This window comes from Flavobacterium poyangense, from assembly GCF_011751075.1.
GTDB classification, from domain to species: Bacteria; Bacteroidota; Bacteroidia; order Flavobacteriales; family Flavobacteriaceae; genus Flavobacterium; species Flavobacterium poyangense.
On sequence record NZ_JAALLN010000025.1, the window covers coordinates 34,873 to 54,838 of the forward strand.

Consider the following 19,966-nt stretch of genomic DNA (forward strand, 5'->3'; position numbering starts at 1 on the left):
TTTTGATATTTATTTATTTTGGAATTTGCCTTTAGGCTTTTTCTGCATAAATAATATAGTATCTGTTGGTAAAACTGCGAAGAAGAGGTCGTATACCAAATTTCTTTACAGGATTTGTCCATTTTTGTCTGTCGATAATTTTCCAGCCTGTTTTTTCCAGAAGCCAATCTAATTGCCAGTCTTCAAACTCATGGTAGTGTCTGTCCCACATATCTGTTTTGCTTCTGTATGCTGGAGAAAACCACAAACGCATTGGGATTGAAATTAGAAGTTTATCTGATTTTATTTCGTTTAAAATGGTAAACGGATTTAATAAATGCTCGAAGATTTCGAATGCCGTTACAACATCCGTTTTTTCGTTTTTAAAAACAGTCTGGTCTAAATCTAAATCTTCTCCAGTGGTGTTTTTTACTGAAAAACCTGCTTCTTTCATGATTTTAGAAAAAGGATTTTCGACTCCTAAATCAAGGATTGTTTCAGATGTATTAATGTGTTTTTGTAAAAATTCTAAGGTAAGTTTGAATCTTTTATTCGGAAACGTTTTTTCGTACATTTTTTATTTTTTATCGGCAAAGGCGCAAATATACGAAGATATCTTCTGTTTTAATATTTTAAATCAGATAGAAATGAAAAGCCCGCGTTAAAAATTGCGGGCTTTCTTGGTATTGTTGATGCTGAAACTTCAGGGGTTCAAATTAGTAACGATAAACAAATGCATTAATATTCATTCCGGCTCCAACAGAAGCAAAAATAACTACATCGCCTTTGTTGATTTCGTGGTTTTCCAGTTTGCCTTGTATCAGTAAATCATAAAGAGTAGGTACGGTGGCAACACTGCTGTTTCCTAAATCATGAATACACATTGGCATAATGTTTTTAGGAGCGGTTTTGTCGTATAATTTATAAAAACGGTCAATTATAGCTTCGTCCATTTTTTCATTGGCCTGATGAATCAGGATTTTTTTAACATCATCGATTGCGATACCACTTTTGTCTAAGCAGCTTTTCATCGCACAAGGGACCTGGCTTAATGCAAATTCGTAGATTTTACGGCCATACATTTTGATGTATTTAATATCCGGATCTAAATCGGCATTGTATGATTTACCAAAGTATAAGAAATTGGCTTCTTCGTTTGCGAAAGTAGCACTTTCGTAAGATAGTAATCCTGCTTCGTCATCAGAAGCTTCCAAAATTGAAACTCCGGCTCCATCAGAGTAAATCATAGAGTCGCGATCATGATCGTCAACAACTCTTGATAATGTCTCGGCACCGATTACCATAACTCGTTTTGCCATTCCGGATTTGATAAATGCATTGGCTTGCAGGACACCTTCAATCCAGCCCGGACATCCAAAAAGAATATCGTAAGCCACGCATTTAGGATTTTTAATCCCCAGTTTATTTTTTACACGGGTAGCTAAACTCGGAAGTATGTCGGTTTGATGGGTTCCTGATTTTACATCGCCAAAATTATGGGCAAAGATAATGTAGTCTAAAGATTCGCGATCGATTTGAGCATTTTCAATGGTTTTTTCGGCTGCAAAATACGCTAAATCTGATGCGGTATATTGATCATCGGCATAACGACGGTTTTGGATTCCTGTTATTCCCTTAAATTTTTTAATTACAACTTCATTTGGATAAGCAAAGGGAGTTCCGTCTTCATTCAAAAAAACATGTTTGTCAAAGTCAGTATTACGTACTTCTTTGCTTGGGATATAGCTTCCTATACCAATTATTTTTATTTTCATTATTCCTTGGTTAGCCGATAAATTTATTGCTAAAGTATAAATAAAATGATGATAACTATCATAAAATATACTATGCATGCATATAATTATGAAATAAGAATTTTTAGCCTCTAATTATTGGTTATTTTATAATGAACTATAGCTTTATCTGAGATTTCAAACGTTTGAGTTTGATTTTTGGGTGTATTTTTATTTTGTAAAAACATTCTTGTTATTGCAATAAAAGAGCAAGTTTTTTGCAGAATGTTATAAAAAAGTAAACCCGATAATTTTGAAGTTATCGGGTTTACTGATATGCCGAAAATTAATTTTTTTAATTTTCCATGTAAGCTTCAATAGGAGCACAGCTACAGATTAAGTTTCTGTCTCCGAACGCATCATCAGCTCTTCTAACGGTAGGCCAGAATTTGTTTTCAGCGATATATTCTAATGGGAAAGCTGCTTGTTCTCTGGTGTAAGGGAAATTCCAGGTCTCTGTTGTTAGCATAGCTAAAGTGTGAGGAGAATTTTTCAATACGTTATTGCTGTCTTCAATTGTTGCCGCTTCAATTTCTTTTCTGATAGAAATCATAGCGTCACAAAAACGATCCAGTTCTTCTAAGTTTTCACTTTCAGTTGGTTCAACCATTAAGGTTCCTGCTACCGGGAAAGATACTGTTGGTGCATGGAAACCATAATCCATTAAACGTTTTGCGATATCGGTAACTTCGATTCCTTTTTGTTTAAAAGGACGACATTCCAAAATCATTTCGTGTGCTGCACGACCCATTTCTCCGGAATATAAAGTATCGTAATGACCGTTTAGTTTTTCTTTGATATAGTTGGCATTTAAAATCGCATGTTCTGTAGCGCTTTTTAAACCTTCAGCTCCTAACATCGAAATGTATCCGTAAGAGATCAAACAAACTAATGCAGATCCCCAAGGTGCAGCAGAAATAGCAGTAATGGCTGTTTCTCCTCCTGTTGGGATTACCGGATTGCTCGGCAAGAAAGGAACCAATTGAGGTGCCACACAAATAGGACCAACTCCAGGACCTCCACCTCCGTGAGGAATAGCGAAAGTTTTGTGTAAGTTTAAGTGACAAACGTCAGCTCCAATTGTAGCAGGATTTGTTAATCCAACCTGAGCATTCATGTTGGCACCGTCCATATAAACTTGTCCGCCGTTATCGTGAATGATTTTTGTAATTTCCTGAATAGCACTTTCAAAAACACCATGTGTAGATGGGTAAGTTACCATTAAACAAGATAAATTGTCTTTATGAAGAATGGCTTTTTCACGTAAATCTTCTACGTCAATATTTCCGTTTTCTAATGTTTTAGTCACAACCACTTTCATTCCGGCCATCGCTGCAGAAGCAGGGTTTGTTCCGTGTGCAGAAGAAGGAATCAAAGCAATATTTCTGTGATCGTCTCCACGTGATTGGTGGTAAGCACGAATCACCATAAGTCCTGCGTATTCTCCTTGTGCACCAGAGTTTGGTTGCAAAGTAGTTCCGGCAAAACCTGTAATTACGTTTAATTGTTGCTCTAATTTTTTCAACATTTCCTGGTACCCTTGTGCCTGATCAAGTGGAGCAAAAGGGTGAACGTTATTCCAGTTTGGATTACTTAATGGCAACATTTCAGCAGCAGCATTTAGTTTCATCGTACAAGAACCTAACGAAATCATCGAGTGATTTAACGCTAAATCTTTACGCTCTAACATTTTGATGTAACGCATCAAGGCTGTTTCTGAGTGGTATTTGTTGAAAACATCATGCTCTAAGAAAGCAGAAGTTCTGTTTAGTGCATCCGGGAAATGGTTGATTTCTGTTAATTCAGAAATTGTAGTAGCTTGTAACGAAAGAGCTTCAGCAAAAATGGCAATGATATCATTAACATCAGAAATGCTTGTTGTTTCGTTTAATGAAATTGAAATTGTATTTTCATCAACGTAGTAAAAGTTTACTTCTTTAGCTTCAGCAACCGCTTTTACTTTTTTAGCATCTGCTTTTACAAGAATAGTATCAAAGAAAGCAGAGTTCAATTGTTGTACTCCTATTTTTTGCAATTCGTTTGCCAAAGTAGCAGCAGAAGCATGTACTTTATCAGCGATATATTGTAAACCTTTTGGTCCGTGATAAACGGCATACATTCCGGCCATTACTGACAATAATACTTGTGCAGTACAGATGTTAGAAGTTGCTTTATCACGTTTGATGTGTTGTTCACGGGTTTGCAAAGCCATACGCAAGGCACGGTTTCCGTTTGTGTCAATGGTAACACCAATGATACGACCCGGCATACTACGTTTGTATTCTTCTTTAGTTGCAAAATAAGCAGCGTGTGGTCCTCCATATCCTAACGGAATTCCGAAACGTTGTGTAGTACCTACTACAACAGCAGCTCCCATTTCTCCCGGAGGAGTTAATTTTGCTAAACTTAAAATGTCTGCAGCAACGGCAACTTTAATTTCGCTTGCAGTAGCTTTTTCAATAAAAGCTGTATAGTCGTTAACTTGTCCGTATTTTCCAGGGTATTGTAAAATAGCTCCGAAGAATTCAGTAGAAAAGTCAAACGTTTCGTGGTTTCCAATTACCAGTTCAACACCAATTGGAGTCGCACGAGTTTGTAAAACAGAAAGTGTCTGAGGTAAAATTTCTTCTGAAACGAAAAATTTATTTGCATTGTTTTTCTTTTGGTCACGTGAACGAACGTCCAACAACAGTGCCATAGCTTCTGCAGCAGCTGTTCCTTCATCTAACAAAGAAGCATTAGCGATTTCCATTCCTGTCAATTCAATAACAGTAGTTTGAAAATTTAAAATGGCTTCTAAACGACCTTGTGCAATTTCTGCCTGGTACGGTGTGTAAGCCGTATACCATCCCGGGTTTTCAAAAACATTTCTCTGGATTACAGCAGGAACGATGGCCTGATTGTATCCTAAACCAATATAAGTTTTGAAGATTTTATTTTTGTTTCCTAATTGTTGAATATGGTTAGAGAATTCATACTCAGTCATCGCAGGATCTAAGTTTAAGGGCGCTTTTAAACGAATGTCATCCGGAAGGGTTTCATAAACAAGTTGTTCGATCGATTCAACTCCAATGGTTTGTAACATGTGTTGAAGATCTGTTTCTCTTGGACCAATGTGTCTTAAAGCAAAAGCATCTGTTTTCATATAGTTGTAAAAGTGTTGTTTTTTTGTGGTGCAAAATTAAGTATTAATAATAATTTATTCGGTATTTTTAACTTCAAATTTTGTGAAATTTATAACTAATGGGTTGATTTCTTAATAATTGATTAGATTTGAATGATGAAACTTAGTAAACTAATATTAGATTTTTATCTCAACAGCAGTATTCATGTTGCTTTATCCTGTTTTGCATTGGTACAAATTACGTTTCATGTGTTTCATATTCAGTACGATACATCAATGGCATTGTTTGTTTTTTTTGGAACAATAGTAGGGTATAATTTTGTTAAATATGATGCTTTGGTTCGGGTGAAAAAAAATCCGATCGGGAATCAACTGAAAATTATCGCTTTTTTGAGTATCATTTCGCTGGTTTTGGTCGGGTATTATTTTTTTCATTTGAAGCTAATTACTCAAATTGTTTCGTCGGGGATCTTTGCGATCACGGCATTATACACACTTCCGTTTTTCCCGAATAGAAGAAATGCGCGAAACTGGGCCGGTGTAAAAATTTATATGGTGGCCATTTGTTGGGTTGGTGCTACTTTGGTTTTACCTTTAATCAATGCTGAAATTCCTTTTACGACCGATTTTTTTATAAAATGCATCCAGCGTTTTATCCTCGTTTTTGTTCTGATTTTAGTTTTCGAAATTCTTGATCTGGCCAATGACGATCCGCATCTGCAGACTGTACCGCAAACGATAGGGGTAAAAAAAACTAAACTTTTAGGATTGTTATTACTGGTTCCGTTTTGTTTATTGGAATTTTTGATTTCAACATTTAATTACCGGGATCTTTTTATTAATATCATTATGATTGTACTATTGTGTTTGTTTATTGTATTTGCAAACACTAACAGATCCAAATACTATACTTCTTTTTGGGTAGAGAGCGTGCCGATCTTCTGGTGGCTTATGCTGGTTCTACTTTAACCACAATCTGCAGTGATAAGAAAAGCTTGCCACGAATTGCACGAATTTTCACGAATTAAATTTTAGAATAAAGCAATTTGTGAAATTGCTTTGTCTGTTCGCTATCGCTTCAATCGTTGCGGAAAAAGTGTTGCCACAGATTTCGCAGATTATAAAGATTTTTTTTTGCGTCGGATTGCTATTTAATTACCTAGTTATGTGCTAAAGCAAAACAATTCGTGAAAATTCGTGCAATTGATGGCAAAAAAAAATGCAAACGGGGATTTTACAGATTTTTCTAAGAATAAAACTACTTATAAAGGGGTTTTATACCTGAATTCCACTTTTTTGTAACAATAAAAAGCTGTTTTGTGACATTTTACTCTATTAGTTCTATGTATTTAGTATAGTTTTGTGTAAGGAAATAAAACGGAAGAAAATTCTTTCAGGTCGGTTTTTATTAGATCGTATTGACTTTTCATAAATGTTATTTCCCAAAACAACAAATTAGACCAGTGGAGCAGAACCCACTTTAAAAAACGAGGCGGTTCTGAAAAGCCTTACGAGTAAGAAAAAATTAAATTGAAAAGTTATGTCAGATTTATTAGCCGGTGCTTATTTAGCAAAAGGCACAATCGGAAATGTTGGAACTCCGGGAGCTCCAATTGCTACATTTAGTTTAGTAGTTGTACCATCACAAAATTCAGTGTCAGGTACTGTTGTCATTACTCAAGCAGTAAATGGGCCGGACAGCCATATTGTTGTTCAGGTAAAAGGAAAAATATACGGCACGGGACTCGGGCAGTATACACAAGTCGTTAGTTTAGAAGGAGAATACATTCAGTCTTTCCCTCCTCCGGCAATTGGTGCTTTCCCGGCTCAGTTTAACGCGCATCTTGCGATCGATAAAACGTGGAACGGAACCGGAGGTTTCTCTTATTGGAAACACCATATCGAAAATGTACCTGTTAAAGCAATTAAAAACTTAAAGGAAGAGTTGGCGTAAATATAAAATTTACGCCCAATGATTCCATTCGGGACTAATATGAATAAGCATATGAATTCCAAACCTTATAAAGTTTTGATGTAAAAAGACCGTTCTATCCAGACGGTCTTTTTTAATGGTGGCTGTTTTCTGCGGTCTCTTTTAAGATTTTATTTCTTGCGAGAAGAAAATTGGTCAGATGTTTTTCGAGGCATATAATATCAAACAATTCTCCAAAAATTCCGTAGGGTGTTTCATATTGCAAATGGTCTTTCATAATTGTAACCCCATTTTGTTCTTCAAAAAAATGTTGGTGTCGGAACGATTTAAATTTTCCTTCTTCCATTTCGTCGAGAAAATAATCATAAAGATCCATTTTGGTAATTCGGCTTTTATGAGTCAGATAAAATCCGAAATGTTTTCCGCGCCAGGTTACTGTTTCATTGTAATTAATTAAACCGGATGTAACACCTGCAATTGCTTTTTCGCCGGAAGTGGCTGTTGATTTTTGGTGTAAATCTATATCTCTTGCGGTATCAAAAACAATTTGTTTTGGGGCGTTTATTTTAGTGACTAAGTTTATTGTTGTCATTTTAGTAGATTTTTTAATGCTTTTTCTAGGGTGTCAAATTCAAATTGAAAGCCATTTTCGAGCAATCGTTTCGGAATCACATTTCTGCTTTTCAGAACCAATTCGGGTTCTGTTCGAATAAGCAGGGCTCCAAATTTTAAAAGCGATTCGTTTATTGGAATCCCAAACGGAGCGTGAACTGCTTTTCGTAATTCAGACATGAAATTTTTATTAGGAACGGGTTTTGGAGAAACAATATTCAGGACTCCGGTTATTTCTTTATCAATTATAAAATCTATTGCTTTGGCAAAATCTGTTTCGTGAATCCAGCTTACCAATTGGTTTCCGTTTCCTTGTTTTCCGCCAAAACCCAATTTAGCTAAAGTCTTTAAGGGCATTAAGGCACCACCGTTTTTTCCTAAAACGATAGAAGTTCTCAAGGCAGTTTTTAGGGTATTTGGAGTTTCGGTTTTGAAAAAAGCTTTTTCCCAGGATTGTGCCACATTCATAGAGAAATCATTGCCAATTTCGCCATTAACTTCATCCATTTCTTTATCTAAAGAGAAGCGATAAATAGTTGAAGTAGAGGAATTCAGCCAGTGTTTAGGTGGATTGGTACAATTTAAGACTGCTTTGTTTAGAATCTTGGTGCTTTCAATTCGGGACAGTAAAATCTCTTTTTTGTTTTCTTTGGTATAGCGGCAGTCAACAGATTTTCCGGCAAGGTTGATCAGAACGGCTGTATTTTCCAGTTCTTTTTCCCAACCTGAAAATGTCTTAGCATTCCAATTGACATATTTAACTCCGTTACTGGTTTTTGATTTTCCCCTTGTCAAGATTACGATTTCTCCGAATCTGTTTTTAAAGTGATTTAACAAACTCTGACCTAAAAAGCCGGTTCCTGCTGCGATGATTAGTTTATTTCGGATCATTAAAAATTAAAAATTAGTAGTAAAACAATTAGCCTGTAAATAACCCAAGTAAGGCATAAATAGGCTGGTAATTCAAGAATTCTAGTCCTTCTGTAATGTTCCATAAACATAAGAAAAGCAGTAATAGCAAACCAAATCAAAGTCACATTTGTCGGAATAGGTACAACAGCCTGCAGTGCCAACATTGGAAGTAGTAATAAGGAGCCCATTAAAGAAACGGTCATTAAATTACCGCTATAATTGAGGATTGTTTTTCTGTCAGATTTCAAAAGAAACAAAGACTGGAAAAAGATTTGCCCCAAAGCAATGACCAATTCTCTTGTGATACTTGCGTTTGGTAAACCCGGAATAAGTGTAGCATAATAATATAATACGATTGTGGTTACCGCAGTAGCAAAACCAATAAACAGAAAACGGTACTTATAGTTAAAATTTGGAACACATTGTAATTTCGCTTCCTTATTTACTTTGTTCGGAATAATGACTTTTCGATTGTAAGAGACAAAAGAATACAGTTTTTTTAAAAAGAAATTTAGTGGTTTTAGGTTTCCGATTTTTTCAATTGCAGGAAAAGAATATCCAATGACTTTTAGCAAACTGTCAATTCCGTAAAGAACCGTTTGATTTTTGTTGTCAATTAATGCGATCTCATTTGACGCACGGTTTACATCTACAAAATTTTGTTCGTTTTCGCTCAACTGACTATAAGATTTGCGACCGTTTTCGTCCAGCATTTTTGCTTTTATAAAACCTGTAGTGTAAACCTGACACAACGGACAGTCTTCATCATAAAGTAGTGTTTGGTTTTGTAGCGTTTTCATAAGGTATCCGATATTTAACCTAACAGGTTTTTAGAACCTGTTAGGTTTGTGACTAAATTTAAGCTTTAAAGACTAATCGTTCTTCTCTTGTTTCTTTTGCTTTTCTTTTTCCTCTAAAGAAAAAGTATAAATTGAAGAACAACATAATACCTAAGTATATAGAGAATCCGCCAATTTTATAGCTCAGGTTTTCGATTAATTCCTGATAACTGTCTGTGTCTAACTGTAGTTTTAAGATCATTAAGGCGAATCCTATATTTAGTAAATAAAAACCGGTTTCAAAAAGTTTGTTGGTAGCCTGAGCGATATCTTCTCTTCCTTTAAAAATATCAAGCATAAAAATCTTCCCGTTTTTAAAAAGTGTTTTAGAAACATAATAGGTAAGGAACAATGCAATTGGTAAATAAATACTGTAGCCGATTAAGATTTTTGTAGTCTCCATGATAGTTAAATTTAATATGTTATTTAATTAATTTTTGAATGTATTTGGTAATAAGTATAATATTCAGATAATGTAGAATCGAAATGATAAAAATGATGATCGCCGTTTTTATTCCGATAGTTTCGATAAGCTGTGGTAAGGAGGCAATTTTCTGCCATGAAATTAAGGTCATAGCACAATAACCAATATTGAGCAGATAATAAGCCAGTAATAAAACCTGATTTGTTTTTTGACAAATTTCGATGTGATTCGGAATCAGTTCTTCGACATAAATGTTTCCATTGGTATAGCAGATTTTTCCAACTCTGATAATGATGAAAATCGTAATGCTGAGGTAGAAGATATACCCAATAATGTTGAGATTCATGGTCTGTTTAGTTAGAGTTAATAATGGTGTTTTTGTAATTATTGACTATTTTAAACTTTCAGAAAAAAATGAAAGTTTTGATTAAAATTTTTTATTTCATGATTTTTAAAACCAGACGTCCCAGCCAGTTTTCGTTAAACTCCGTTATTTTATCGAGCATATTGTCTGCTTTTAGCACAAAGTCATACAATTTATTGGTTTGATCAATAAAGTGTTTTTCTTCAGCGGTATCTTTTACTTCGATCGAGGAAACTTCTTTTAGAATTTTAAGAGCGGGTTTAATTTCTCTTTTACTTCTTTCCCTTGCAATTTTTACGGCCAATTCGTCCAGATCCTTTTCCGCAGTAAAGAATTCTCTTCTTTCTCCGGCTTTGTATTCTTTGTATACAATTCCCCAATCCATTAAGCTTCTTAGATTCATGCTTGCATTTCCGCGGGAAATCTGCAATTCCTCCATAATGTCCTCCATAGAAACAGGCTCGTTAGAAACCATCAGTAAAGCATGAATCTGTGCCATGGTTTTATTGATGCCCCATTGAGAGCCTAAAGCTCCCCAGGTCTGTACGAATTTATTTTTTGCTTCTTTGAATTCCATAGTTCAAATGTAAGTAAAAGTTTTTAAACTTTCAATAATAATTGAAAGATAATTTGAAAATAAAATAATCTGGCCTTTTAGAGTGGTCTCGTAACTGTATTTTAAGCTTCTCAATGAACCGGAACCCGATTATTGATCTACCCACATTGCCTTTCAACAACCAAATTCAGACTAAGAAATAATCATTTTAATTCTTTTAATCTGTGGTAAAAAAGGGAGCTACAGATTTCACTGATTTAAAGGATTTTTTCCTTTAATCCCTTTGTATACTATTTATCTCTTCTTTAATAATAATGCTTTCATGACATAGAAAATGAGTCTTGCCGCATTTTTTATCTTTTTCATGACAAAAAAAAGCGCTCTCATAACATTTTTTTACTCCAAGCGGTAGGGCTGTTATAGCTTTGATAGTGAAATTAGGAGATGGAGTACAGAATTGCGCTCCATTTTTATACCGGATTACTTTTCAATAAAGAGAGCAGCATCCATTCAAACAAAAACAGCTCAATTCTGAAAAGTTCTAATCAAGTAAACCAGTTGGGTACAATTCATAAAAATATACTTAACACATAGAAACATAGATTTTACATATAAAAAAGGAGTGCAAAAAAGAAATTCATTTCTCTCACATAGTTAAACTATGATAATTTAAATAAGTGAAACGCCTTTTATCATTTTCAAATCTATGTCTCTATGTGTTAAAAAAAAAATGCACCCAATGAGTTAAATAAGCCAAAAACATAAATCAAAGTATAATGGAAAATTTAGTAACAGAAGATTATTTAGCAAAAGGAACTATTGGAAATGTTGCAATGCCGGGCGCTCCCATTGCTGCGTTTAGTTTGTTGGTTATGCCTAAGAAAAATGTTGTGACAGGTACCGTTATATTGAAACAAACCGAAAATGATCCGGAAAATGATATAGCAATTCAGGTTAAAGGAAAAATTAATGTTACTCGATTAGGACAATTTACAAAAGTAGTTAGTCTGCAAGGACAGTACAGACCGTCTTTGCCGAAATCGGAAAACGGTTCTTTTCTGGCTGATTTTGATGCCTATTTCGCTATCGATAATTGTTGGGAAGGTACAGGAGGTTTCTCTTGCCACAATCACCAAATCGAAAATGAACCGGTTGCTCTGGCAGAAAGCCTGAAAGAGGAATTTGGTGTAAACTAAAAATGACTACGATATAATCTTGTTATCCAATAATGAGGTCTTTGACTTCACTCAGGCTGACAATTGAAGTTTTAAATAAATGAAGCGCCTTTTTTCTATCTCGGAACTATGTTTCTATGTGTTGGAAAATAATTAAGCCCAATGGGTTATTATATTTTTTTAAGTTGAATTGATTAGAATGATGAACTGCAAATGATTCTGATTTTGAAGTTTGGAGTTGCTGCAGGTCTGTTAAAGTATGAAATTTTATCCCTGAATAAACCAAATCAAAACTGCGAAAAAATGAAAAAAACAACTGCAAAGATTATTACTGTATCGTTTATGGTAATAGTAATCCTGTTTTTAGGATGTGATAAAAAGAAGGATCTTTTGGGTTCTAATGATTATGAGTATTTGCCACAGGACGTAAAAGAAACCTGTACGGTATCTGAGGCTGAGTTTAACTCCTGGTTTGCTTCGGGCACCGCAACCGAAAACGGACTGGTTACACCGGCAAACAGTGTTACATTTCCTCATAATAACAATTGCGATTTTTATAAATGGTCTGAACAAATGGTTTTATGGCTAATGTCTCCTACGACGGGAGCGCTTGGTAAGAAAGGTACTGTTTTAGAATCTTCGGTTTTTTATAATGTTTCTCCGCCCGATTCTTTAGGCAAACGTACTTTGACGCAACATAAATCAAATAAAATACTTACTGCTGTAAGTAATATTAATCAAAGCGGGCCAAACCGATTGCCTATTTTAATTGACAAGAAAGGGAGAAGGTTTGAGATCGAAGCTGCAAAAAAAGATGAAAAGGTTAAAACTGACGGTAATAAATTGATACAAGTAGGTCGTATCTTAACCAATGCTTCCGGAATTCATTCTTTTGTTGATCTAAAAGGTAAAGTGATTAAGAGTCCAAAACCGGTTATTGACAGCAAAATCAATCCGGCAGATGTTGTGCAGGAATTTAAAGTAGGTCGTAAATCGATTTTTTTGGATTCTAAAGGAAACGAAGTACAGTCACAAGAGGGACAGGCTGGTTCGCACGGAGCCTTAATGGGGGAAAATAAATCATTAGTATATTACATAACCATGGTTAATGATGTATATGCTTATTTTTTAACCGGAGTAAATGAGGGCAAATTAAACGGAAATCAATTTCCTACAACAGCCGCGGCCAGAGACAGTATTTTGGCATACGCAAAAACACAAGGTTGGACAGCACCCCCTGATCCGAATGCGTTGGCAATGGAATTAAAAACATCATGGGTAGAAGTGAAAGATTTACCCAATGCGGACACTTATGTGAAGATAAAAGCGATAATCCCTACTTATGATAAATCCAATCCAAACGCATGGGTAGAAAAAGGACAAAAGAAAACCACACTGGCACTGGTAGGAATACATGTTGTCGGGAGTGTAGCAGGGCATCCTGAAATGATCTGGGCTACTTTTGAACATGATAAAAATGCGCCTAATGATGCTTATTCGTATAGAGATAATCAGAATAACATAAAACAGGTTAGTGCCGATACGGGTACAGGATGGCTTTTTAATGCCAACGCCAATGATACAACGGGAGCACAAAATATTCAGAATATGACCGTTAGCGGAGATACAATTCTGATTAAAGACCCGTCAGTAAATAGTCCTACTGCAAGGAGAATTATGGCTTGGGGAGTTGCTTCCAACACCGTTCCTAATCAAGAAGATAAAACACCGGCAGATTCTAACAGTGAGATAATCTCAATAAATAATGCTGTTCGCGGTATGCTGGTAGGGAATGATATTAGAAAAAACTATCTGTTAATAGGAGCAACCTGGACTTTTGGTGGTACAGCTCCAAATGGGAATGTGTTCCCATATGGAGAAACGAATGACTCGATTCCTAATGGAGATGCAATCGGTACCGGACAATTGTCTAATAGTACAATGGAAACTTATGTTCAGCCTTCGTCAACAGCTTCAACAGAGAGTACTGCAGTTTCTTGTTTTTCCTGTCATAATAAAAATAATGGTTTGGAGCCAAAAGATTTAAGCCATGTTTTTGGTGAACTTATATCATTGCCACCGGGAAATACGAAGAAAACTATTCGGTAAATGAAGAAAGCACATTAGTCTAAATGTCTTAAGTTGCTAGTTGTAAAATGTAAAATGTAAAATGTAAAATGTAAAATGTAAAATGTAAAATGTGAGATGTGAAATGTAAGATGTAAGATGTAAAATGTGACGTGCTAGTCCGAAAAGGCGTATGATTTAATTGATGGATTTTTCTTGTCTCCAGACGAAGCAATAGCATTTAGATGAGTTACTGTATTTCAGTGATCCGAAACAACTATATGTTCGTAGAAAGTAAGTATTAACAATTAAACAAAACGTATTACTTTTCACATTTTACATTTCACAATTAGCAGCCTGAGTTAAATAGTAATAACAAAAAAACCGAAGTCACTGACATCGGTTTTTTTGTTATCTTTTATCTTCTTTAGAATAATTAGATTCACCATTAATAGGAATAGGACCTCCTAAAAAACGAGGTTTTCTGTCTCTGAGAACATCAAAAAAGGATTTGGTTATAGAGAGACATTCTCTCAATCTAACATAATTATAACCATGATAGCCTCCGTTGTTTGCAGAGAAACCGATTGCTTTTACCCCTAATTTATCTCCTAAATAAATGGCTCGGTTTAAATGATATTCCTGTGATAGTAAAGTGGCGTTTTCAACTTTAAAAATATGCTTCGCTCGGTACATCGTCGAATAAGTATCAAAACCGGCGTAATCGACAAAAATTTTAGTGGTGTCGACACCATGTTTGTAACAGTACTTTTTCATTACGGTTAATTCGTCATATTCGTCACGCCCGTTGTCGCCGGAAAGCAAAATTTTATTAATCTTTTTTGTTTTGTACAATAAGATTCCGGCATCAAGTCTGTCTTTTAAGTATTTACTGGGTTGGTCTCCCATTATCCCGGCACCAAAAATAATTCCGACATTGTTTTTGGGAAGTTTATTTAACGAGTGGTAAATAAGTGGTTCCGTAGTTGATTTTATATAGTAATTAACAGAAATAATCGCAAGCAAACCTATGATCGAAAGACCAAGGAATATTTTAAAATACTTTTTCAAGAACAATTGTTTTTAAGGTTAAAATTTCGGTCGCAGCAACAAACTGCGACCAAAAACAGAAAACTTTTTTAAAGCAATCCTGCACGTTTCAATAAAGCCTCAGGTTTAGGTTCTTGTCCTCTAAAACGTTTGTATAAAAGCATCGGATGTTCTGTCCCTCCTTTAGAAAGTACATTGTCTTTAAATTTTGTAGCCACTTCAGTATTGAAGATTCCTTCTTCACGGAAATATTCAAAAGCATCTGCATCTAATACTTCCGCCCATTTGTAGCTGTAATATCCGGAAGAATAACCCCCTTGGAAAATATGCGAAAATGCGGTACTCATTGCATTTTCTTTTACATCAGGATACAATTTAGTATTGGCAAATTGTTTGGTTTCGAAAGCTTTTAGATCCGTAATCCCAGTCGGATCTTGTCCGTGCCATGCCATATCAAGTAAGCCAAAACTCAATTGACGTAAAGTGGCTAATCCTTCCTGAAAACTGGCGCTTTCTTTTATTTTCTGTACATACTCAATCGGAATGATTTCATTTGTTTCATAGTGATTTGCAAACAAAGCTAAAGCTTCCGATTCGTAACACCAGTTCTCCATAATCTGACTTGGCAGCTCTACAAAATCCCAAAAAACAGAAGTCCCGGACAAACTCGGGTAAGTGGTGTTGGCCAACATACCGTGTAAGCCATGACCAAATTCGTGGAATAAAGTCGTTACTTCATTAAAAGTTAGTAAGGAAGGTTTGGTTTCTGTAGGTTTTGTAAAATTGCAAACATTAGAAATATGTGGTCTTTCGTTTACGCTGTCTTTTATATATTGTGATTTGAATGAAGTCATCCAGGCACCGTTGCGTTTTCCTTTTCTCGGGAAAAAATCGGCATAGAAAATCGAAACCAAATTGTTTTGAGCATCGGTTACTTCGTAGGTTGTAACTTCGTCATGGTATTTGTCAATATCAAAAACCTCCGTAAAGGTTAATCCATATAGTTTTTTGGCAACAGTGAAAGCTCCGTTTAATACTTTTTCTAATTGAAAATAAGGTTTTAGTTTTTCGTCATCTAAGTTAAAAAGCTGTTGTTTTAATTTCTCAGAGTAATAAGCGCTATCCCATTTTTCAAGTTCTTCAATTCCGTCCAGATCTTTTGCAAAAGCCGTTAATTCTGCAAACTCTTTTTGAGCGGCAGGTTTTGCTTTAGCCAGTAAATCATTCAGGAAAGTAAATACTTTCTCAGGACTTTCTGCCATTCTTTCTTCCAGTACAAAATGAGCGTGTGTTTTATAACCTAACAAATTGGCTCTTTCGAAACGTAATTTAGCTATTTTTAAAACATTTTCCTGATTGTCGTATTCATTACCCTGAAATGCTTTGGCACCAAAGGCAATAGCCATTTTTTTACGCAATTCGCGATTGTCGGCATACGTTAAAAACGGGAGATAACTTGGGTGGTCTAAAGTAAAAATCCAGCCTTTTTTTTCCTGACTTTTAGCAAGTAATCGGGCTGCTTCGATAGTTCCTTCCGGTAATCCGGCTAAGTCGCTTTCATTTGTTAAATGCAATTCGAAAGCATTGGTTTCTGCCAGAACATTTTCGCCAAATTGTAAACTTAGTCTGGATAGTTCTTTGTCGATTTCGCGTAGTTGTTCTTTTTTATCTTCTGCTAAGTTGGCTCCGTTTCTGGAGAAACTTTTGTATTGTTTGTCTAAAAGCGTAGTTTGTTCCGGATTTAGATTAAGGCTTTCTTTTTGGTCGTAAACGGTTTTTACTTTAGAAAATAAAGCTGCGTTTAGCGTAATATCGTTCCCGAATTCTGATAATAGAAGTGAAACTTCCTGAGCTATTTTTTGCATTTCATCATTCGTTTCCGCCGAATTCAAATTGAAGAAAATATTCGAAATACGATCCAGTGTATCACCCGAATATTCGAGAGGAAGAATGGTGTTCTCGAAAGTTGGCGTTTCCGGATTGTTGACGATCGCATCAATTTCGGCTTTAGCCAAAGCAATTCCTTCCTGAAAAGCAGGAAGATAATCTTCGATTTTGATTTGCGAAAAGGGTGCTGTATTGTGTTTAGTGCTGAAATATTGTGTTAAGATACTCATCGTATTGTTTTTTATTCTGCAAGAGTTTATAAAATCTTACAAGTCTGTTTAAGTTTAATTTTTATAGCATTGCAGGGTTTAAAAGCCTTGCCGATTTAGGATTCAAAATTACAGTTTGAATTTTTCTAAATCTTGAAAATTGTTCCAAAAGCGCAGTAATTGGATCGTTTTGTGTTCTATTCGGTAATAAAGTGAAATGTGTTTTGTAATGACAATTTTGAAAACACTTTTGTAGTTGGTCTTTAGAAATAAAACATTACCATTTTTCAGAAGGGCAATTGTTATATTTACTTTTTTGATAAAGTGTAAAGCACTTTTTTCAGACCATTCTGTTTCGAGATAATCGATGTTGTTCCAAAAATCTTTTTTAGCTTGCGGAGCCCAAATTACATCCATTATTTAAAGTATTTTGAATAACGGTTTTTGGTTTCTTCCATTACAACATCATGTCGGATTCCTTCTTTGTTTTCTAAAGAATAAATAGCTTCATTGATTTTGCTTTTTTGTTCTTCAGATAAACCTTCTTTCGATTGAATAAAATCAGCTATTTCCTGAATCAAATCGGGATTGTCTATGTCTAGAACAATTTTTGCTAATTCTATTTTAGAGGTTTGGATATTCATTACAGCTTTTTTATCAAAGTTAAGTTTTTCTTTTAAGTTTTTAAAGTATTTTAAATCTGATTGCTTGCTAAATTGATATACGTTTAAATCTCTGTCTCAATTGTTAGTCGGATTTTTTATACTAACTAAAATACCTACAAGGTTTTGGAAACCCTGCAGGTATTGGTGTAGAAATTTAAATAATCCGTAGGGTGCAATTACTTCGTCAATTCGCTTCGCTCGGGTCGTAAAAATTATATTTAACACATAGATACATAGGTTTTACTTATGAAAAAGAGTATAAAAAAAGAAACTCATTCCTTTCACATAGTCAAACTATGATAACTTAAATAAGTGAAACGCCTTTTCCCGTTTTGAAAACTATGTTTCTATGTGTTAGAAAATAGGACACCCAATGGGTTTTAAGTATTATTTTAAACCTTCAGCAGCCTTATTAACCGCAGCTTTTAGTTCTTCTTTGTATGAAATAATCGTTTCAAGAACTGTTTTATCATGGCTTCCGATGATTTGTGCAGCCAAAATTCCGGCATTTTTTGCACCGTTTAATGCTACTGTTGCTACAGGAACACCACCCGGCATTTGAAGAATAGACAATACACTATCCCAACCGTCTATAGAATTGCTTGATTTTACGGGAACCCCAATTACAGGTAATGGAGACATTGAAGCAACCATTCCCGGTAAATGTGCGGCACCACCGGCTCCGGCAATAATCACCGAAATACCTCGTGTGTGTGCATTTTTACTGAAATCAAATAATTTCTCCGGCGTTCTGTGTGCCGAAACAATATCAACTTCTACTGCTATATTAAATTGTTTTAGTATGTCGATGGCATCCTGCATGACCGGCATGTCTGAAATGCTTCCCATTATGATGGCTACTTTGCTCATGTTTTTTTGTTTTTTTGTTGTGTGGTGTTTTGTTTCAGGTTTCAGGTTTCAAGTTTCAGGTTTTCATTGTGATTGAAAATTGACCTATTTTTGTTTAAATATACTTGAACTATAAATCAGAAATGCAATTCCGAAAACCAAAATAATAAGACAAATTATTATAGTTGTGAATGCGATAAAGCTTTTAATTCGTTCTCCTAAATATTCATTTTTATCCGTAAATCTCTCAAAGTTAACTTTAATTAAATTTGAATTATTAGTTACATTGCTGAGGTTATTTAAGAAATCTAAAAAATCCATTTTATCTTTTTGATGAGATTTGTAATCTTGAAAATTTTGATTTTTGGTTATTATAAACTAATTACCTTAATAGTATTCTTAACATCCTCAGCAATTCGTCTGGCTTCTGTCATGTCTTCATTGACAATCGTTACGTGCCCCATTTTTCTGAACGGACGGGTTTGTTTTTTACCGTAAATATGTGGCGTAACACCATTCCATCCTAAAATGGTTTCGATATTTTGGTATACAACATCTCCTGAAAATCCTTCGGCACCTACTAAGTTGACCATCACTCCGGCAACTTTACTTTCTGTATCTCCCAACGGAAGATCTAAAATTGCACGCAAATGATTTTCGAATTGTGAAGTGTAACTTGCTTCAATAGAATAATGACCCGAATTGTGCGGACGCGGTGCGACTTCATTTACCAGGATTTCATCATCATTAGTTTGAAACATTTCTACTGCTAAAAGTCCAACGTGATTGAATTTTTCTGAAACATTCAAAGCAATTGCTCTGGCTTTTGCAGCAACTTTTTCATCGATACGGGCAGGACAGATTACATATTCTACCTGATTGGCTTCGGGGTGAAATTCCATTTCAACAACCGGATAGGTTTTGATCTGACCCGATGGATTGCGACAAACAATAACAGCCAATTCATTTTTGAACGGAATCATCGTTTCTGCAATACATTCTACATTGGGTAAAGATTCCAGATCGGTGCTTTTGCGAATCACTTTTACGCCATTTCCATCATATCCAAATTCGGTACATTTCCAGACAAAAGGCAAATCGATTTTGTTGTTTTGTACTTCTTCCTGCAAATCATTCAATGTATTGAATCTTTTATAAGGAGCAGTCGGAATGTTATTGGCAGCGTAAAAATCTTTTTGAGTTCCTTTGTTTTGGATTCCTTTTAACGTTTTTGGAGAAGGATACACTTTTAGGCCTTCATTTTCTAATTGTGTTAAAGCTTCCAGATTGACTAATTCAATTTCGAAAGTCAAAACGTCAACCTGTTTTCCAAAATTGTAAACCGTTTCATAATCCATTAAATCGCCTTTAAAAAAGTGATTGCAGGCAATTTTGCTTGGAGCTTCATCACTCGGATCTAATACATAAGTTTGTATGTCAAATTTTCGGGTGTCAAATAACAGCATCTTGCCCAATTGTCCACCACCTAAAATTCCTAATTTAAAATCAGAAGAAAAATAATTCATTG

The 19,966-nt window shown here is 35.1% G+C and carries 19 protein-coding genes; 4 read left to right on the top strand and 15 right to left on the bottom strand.

Going from position 1 to position 19,966, the window contains the following annotated elements:
- Window positions 1-31: 31 nt before the first annotated feature.
- The 3 genes from G3A47_RS21445 to gcvP all read right to left on the bottom strand — a co-directional run bounded on the left by G3A47_RS21445 (window position 32) and on the right by gcvP (window position 4,917).
- On the bottom strand, window positions 32-553 hold the full coding sequence (locus tag G3A47_RS21445; protein ID WP_166926167.1) for a class I SAM-dependent methyltransferase: 522 nt from the start codon (window positions 551-553) through the stop codon (window positions 32-34).
- 142 nt (window positions 554-695) lie between these two features.
- The gene (locus tag G3A47_RS21450; protein ID WP_166926169.1) at window positions 696-1,754 is read right to left on the bottom strand and encodes a 3-oxoacyl-ACP synthase III family protein; all 1,059 of its coding nucleotides are present in this window, start codon (window positions 1,752-1,754) and stop codon (window positions 696-698) included.
- A 313-nt stretch (window positions 1,755-2,067) separates the two neighbouring features.
- Window positions 2,068-4,917, bottom strand: coding sequence for an aminomethyl-transferring glycine dehydrogenase (gene gcvP / locus G3A47_RS21455; protein ID WP_166926170.1), 2,850 nt, complete (start codon window positions 4,915-4,917; stop codon window positions 2,068-2,070).
- 135 nt (window positions 4,918-5,052) lie between these two features.
- Between gcvP and G3A47_RS21460 the strand changes: the two genes are divergently transcribed.
- Window positions 5,053-5,865 (top strand): hypothetical protein, encoded by an 813-nt coding sequence (locus G3A47_RS21460; protein ID WP_166926222.1) that lies wholly within the window; start codon window positions 5,053-5,055, stop codon window positions 5,863-5,865.
- 571 nt (window positions 5,866-6,436) lie between these two features.
- Entirely contained in the window at window positions 6,437-6,850 is a 414-nt protein-coding gene (locus G3A47_RS21465) for a DUF1842 domain-containing protein (RefSeq protein WP_166926172.1), read from the top strand.
- A gap of 112 nt (window positions 6,851-6,962) precedes the next feature.
- Here G3A47_RS21465 and G3A47_RS21470 read toward each other — a convergent pair whose 3' ends face one another.
- From G3A47_RS21470 to G3A47_RS21495, 6 genes are all read right to left on the bottom strand, one after another.
- Window positions 6,963-7,421 (bottom strand): SRPBCC family protein, encoded by a 459-nt coding sequence (locus G3A47_RS21470; protein ID WP_166926174.1) that lies wholly within the window; start codon window positions 7,419-7,421, stop codon window positions 6,963-6,965.
- Window positions 7,418-8,332, bottom strand: coding sequence for a TIGR01777 family oxidoreductase (locus G3A47_RS21475; protein ID WP_166926176.1), 915 nt, complete (start codon window positions 8,330-8,332; stop codon window positions 7,418-7,420). Before G3A47_RS21475 ends, G3A47_RS21470 begins: the two co-directional genes overlap by 4 nt.
- Window positions 8,332-9,153, bottom strand: coding sequence for a thiol-disulfide oxidoreductase DCC family protein (locus G3A47_RS21480; RefSeq protein ID WP_166926178.1), 822 nt, complete (start codon window positions 9,151-9,153; stop codon window positions 8,332-8,334). Before G3A47_RS21480 ends, G3A47_RS21475 begins: the two co-directional genes overlap by 1 nt.
- Window positions 9,154-9,211: 58 nt before the next feature.
- The gene (locus G3A47_RS21485) at window positions 9,212-9,595 is read right to left on the bottom strand and encodes a hypothetical protein (RefSeq protein ID WP_166926180.1); all 384 of its coding nucleotides are present in this window, start codon (window positions 9,593-9,595) and stop codon (window positions 9,212-9,214) included.
- A 19-nt stretch (window positions 9,596-9,614) separates the two neighbouring features.
- Window positions 9,615-9,962 carry a hypothetical protein gene (locus G3A47_RS21490; RefSeq protein ID WP_166926182.1) on the bottom strand — a complete coding sequence of 116 codons (348 nt, stop codon included), beginning with the start codon at window positions 9,960-9,962 and terminating at the stop codon, window positions 9,615-9,617.
- 91 nt (window positions 9,963-10,053) lie between these two features.
- Window positions 10,054-10,557 (bottom strand): GbsR/MarR family transcriptional regulator, encoded by a 504-nt coding sequence (locus tag G3A47_RS21495; RefSeq protein WP_166926191.1) that lies wholly within the window; start codon window positions 10,555-10,557, stop codon window positions 10,054-10,056.
- Between the two features lie 755 nt (window positions 10,558-11,312).
- Between G3A47_RS21495 and G3A47_RS21500 the strand changes: the two genes are divergently transcribed.
- Both G3A47_RS21500 and G3A47_RS21505 read left to right on the top strand, forming a co-directional pair.
- A complete protein-coding gene (locus G3A47_RS21500) occupies window positions 11,313-11,732 on the top strand; it encodes a DUF1842 domain-containing protein (protein ID WP_166926193.1) in 420 nt (139 codons plus the stop codon).
- Between the two features lie 282 nt (window positions 11,733-12,014).
- The gene (locus tag G3A47_RS21505) at window positions 12,015-13,820 is read left to right on the top strand and encodes a hypothetical protein (protein ID WP_166926195.1); all 1,806 of its coding nucleotides are present in this window, start codon (window positions 12,015-12,017) and stop codon (window positions 13,818-13,820) included.
- A 369-nt stretch (window positions 13,821-14,189) separates the two neighbouring features.
- Here the strand turns inward: G3A47_RS21505 and G3A47_RS21510 are convergent, their stop codons facing one another.
- From G3A47_RS21510 to G3A47_RS21535, 6 genes are all read right to left on the bottom strand, one after another.
- A complete protein-coding gene (locus G3A47_RS21510; RefSeq protein WP_166926196.1) occupies window positions 14,190-14,849 on the bottom strand; it encodes a SanA/YdcF family protein in 660 nt (219 codons plus the stop codon).
- A gap of 68 nt (window positions 14,850-14,917) precedes the next feature.
- Window positions 14,918-16,945, bottom strand: coding sequence for a M3 family metallopeptidase (locus tag G3A47_RS21515; protein ID WP_166926198.1), 2,028 nt, complete (start codon window positions 16,943-16,945; stop codon window positions 14,918-14,920).
- Window positions 16,946-17,053: 108 nt separating this feature from the next.
- Window positions 17,054-17,341 carry a type II toxin-antitoxin system RelE/ParE family toxin gene (locus tag G3A47_RS21520; protein ID WP_166926200.1) on the bottom strand — a complete coding sequence of 96 codons (288 nt, stop codon included), beginning with the start codon at window positions 17,339-17,341 and terminating at the stop codon, window positions 17,054-17,056.
- Window positions 17,341-17,568, bottom strand: a complete 228-nt coding sequence (locus tag G3A47_RS21525; protein WP_166926202.1) for a hypothetical protein — start codon at window positions 17,566-17,568, stop codon at window positions 17,341-17,343. The genes G3A47_RS21520 and G3A47_RS21525 overlap by 1 nt, the downstream gene beginning before the upstream one ends.
- 408 nt (window positions 17,569-17,976) lie before the next feature.
- Window positions 17,977-18,459, bottom strand: a complete 483-nt coding sequence (gene purE / locus G3A47_RS21530; RefSeq protein WP_166926204.1) for a 5-(carboxyamino)imidazole ribonucleotide mutase — start codon at window positions 18,457-18,459, stop codon at window positions 17,977-17,979.
- A 350-nt stretch (window positions 18,460-18,809) separates the two neighbouring features.
- A complete protein-coding gene (locus tag G3A47_RS21535; protein ID WP_166926206.1) occupies window positions 18,810-19,964 on the bottom strand; it encodes a 5-(carboxyamino)imidazole ribonucleotide synthase in 1,155 nt (384 codons plus the stop codon).
- Window positions 19,965-19,966 lie beyond the last annotated feature (2 nt).

What these genes read in the sequence shown, in the direction of transcription:
- G3A47_RS21495 (WP_166926191.1), bottom strand. Translation starts at nt 10,557, where the DNA reads ATGGAATTCAAAGAAGCAAAAAATAAATTCGTACAGACCTGGGGAGCT.
- G3A47_RS21450 (WP_166926169.1), bottom strand. Translation starts at nt 1,754, where the DNA reads ATGAAAATAAAAATAATTGGTATAGGAAGCTATATCCCAAGCAAAGAA.
- G3A47_RS21460 (WP_166926222.1), top strand. Translation starts at nt 5,053, where the DNA reads ATGAAACTTAGTAAACTAATATTAGATTTTTATCTCAACAGCAGTATT.
- purE (WP_166926204.1), bottom strand. Translation starts at nt 18,459, where the DNA reads ATGAGCAAAGTAGCCATCATAATGGGAAGCATTTCAGACATGCCGGTC.
- G3A47_RS21500 (WP_166926193.1), top strand. Translation starts at nt 11,313, where the DNA reads ATGGAAAATTTAGTAACAGAAGATTATTTAGCAAAAGGAACTATTGGA.
- G3A47_RS21445 (WP_166926167.1), bottom strand. Translation starts at nt 553, where the DNA reads ATGTACGAAAAAACGTTTCCGAATAAAAGATTCAAACTTACCTTAGAA.
- G3A47_RS21475 (WP_166926176.1), bottom strand. Translation starts at nt 8,332, where the DNA reads ATGATCCGAAATAAACTAATCATCGCAGCAGGAACCGGCTTTTTAGGT.
- G3A47_RS21485 (WP_166926180.1), bottom strand. Translation starts at nt 9,595, where the DNA reads ATGGAGACTACAAAAATCTTAATCGGCTACAGTATTTATTTACCAATT.
- G3A47_RS21470 (WP_166926174.1), bottom strand. Translation starts at nt 7,421, where the DNA reads ATGACAACAATAAACTTAGTCACTAAAATAAACGCCCCAAAACAAATT.
- G3A47_RS21525 (WP_166926202.1), bottom strand. Translation starts at nt 17,568, where the DNA reads ATGAATATCCAAACCTCTAAAATAGAATTAGCAAAAATTGTTCTAGAC.
- G3A47_RS21535 (WP_166926206.1), bottom strand. Translation starts at nt 19,964, where the DNA reads ATGAATTATTTTTCTTCTGATTTTAAATTAGGAATTTTAGGTGGTGGA.
- G3A47_RS21490 (WP_166926182.1), bottom strand. Translation starts at nt 9,962, where the DNA reads ATGAATCTCAACATTATTGGGTATATCTTCTACCTCAGCATTACGATT.
- G3A47_RS21480 (WP_166926178.1), bottom strand. Translation starts at nt 9,153, where the DNA reads ATGAAAACGCTACAAAACCAAACACTACTTTATGATGAAGACTGTCCG.
- G3A47_RS21465 (WP_166926172.1), top strand. Translation starts at nt 6,437, where the DNA reads ATGTCAGATTTATTAGCCGGTGCTTATTTAGCAAAAGGCACAATCGGA.
- G3A47_RS21520 (WP_166926200.1), bottom strand. Translation starts at nt 17,341, where the DNA reads ATGGATGTAATTTGGGCTCCGCAAGCTAAAAAAGATTTTTGGAACAAC.
- G3A47_RS21515 (WP_166926198.1), bottom strand. Translation starts at nt 16,945, where the DNA reads ATGAGTATCTTAACACAATATTTCAGCACTAAACACAATACAGCACCC.
- gcvP (WP_166926170.1), bottom strand. Translation starts at nt 4,917, where the DNA reads ATGAAAACAGATGCTTTTGCTTTAAGACACATTGGTCCAAGAGAAACA.
- G3A47_RS21505 (WP_166926195.1), top strand. Translation starts at nt 12,015, where the DNA reads ATGAAAAAAACAACTGCAAAGATTATTACTGTATCGTTTATGGTAATA.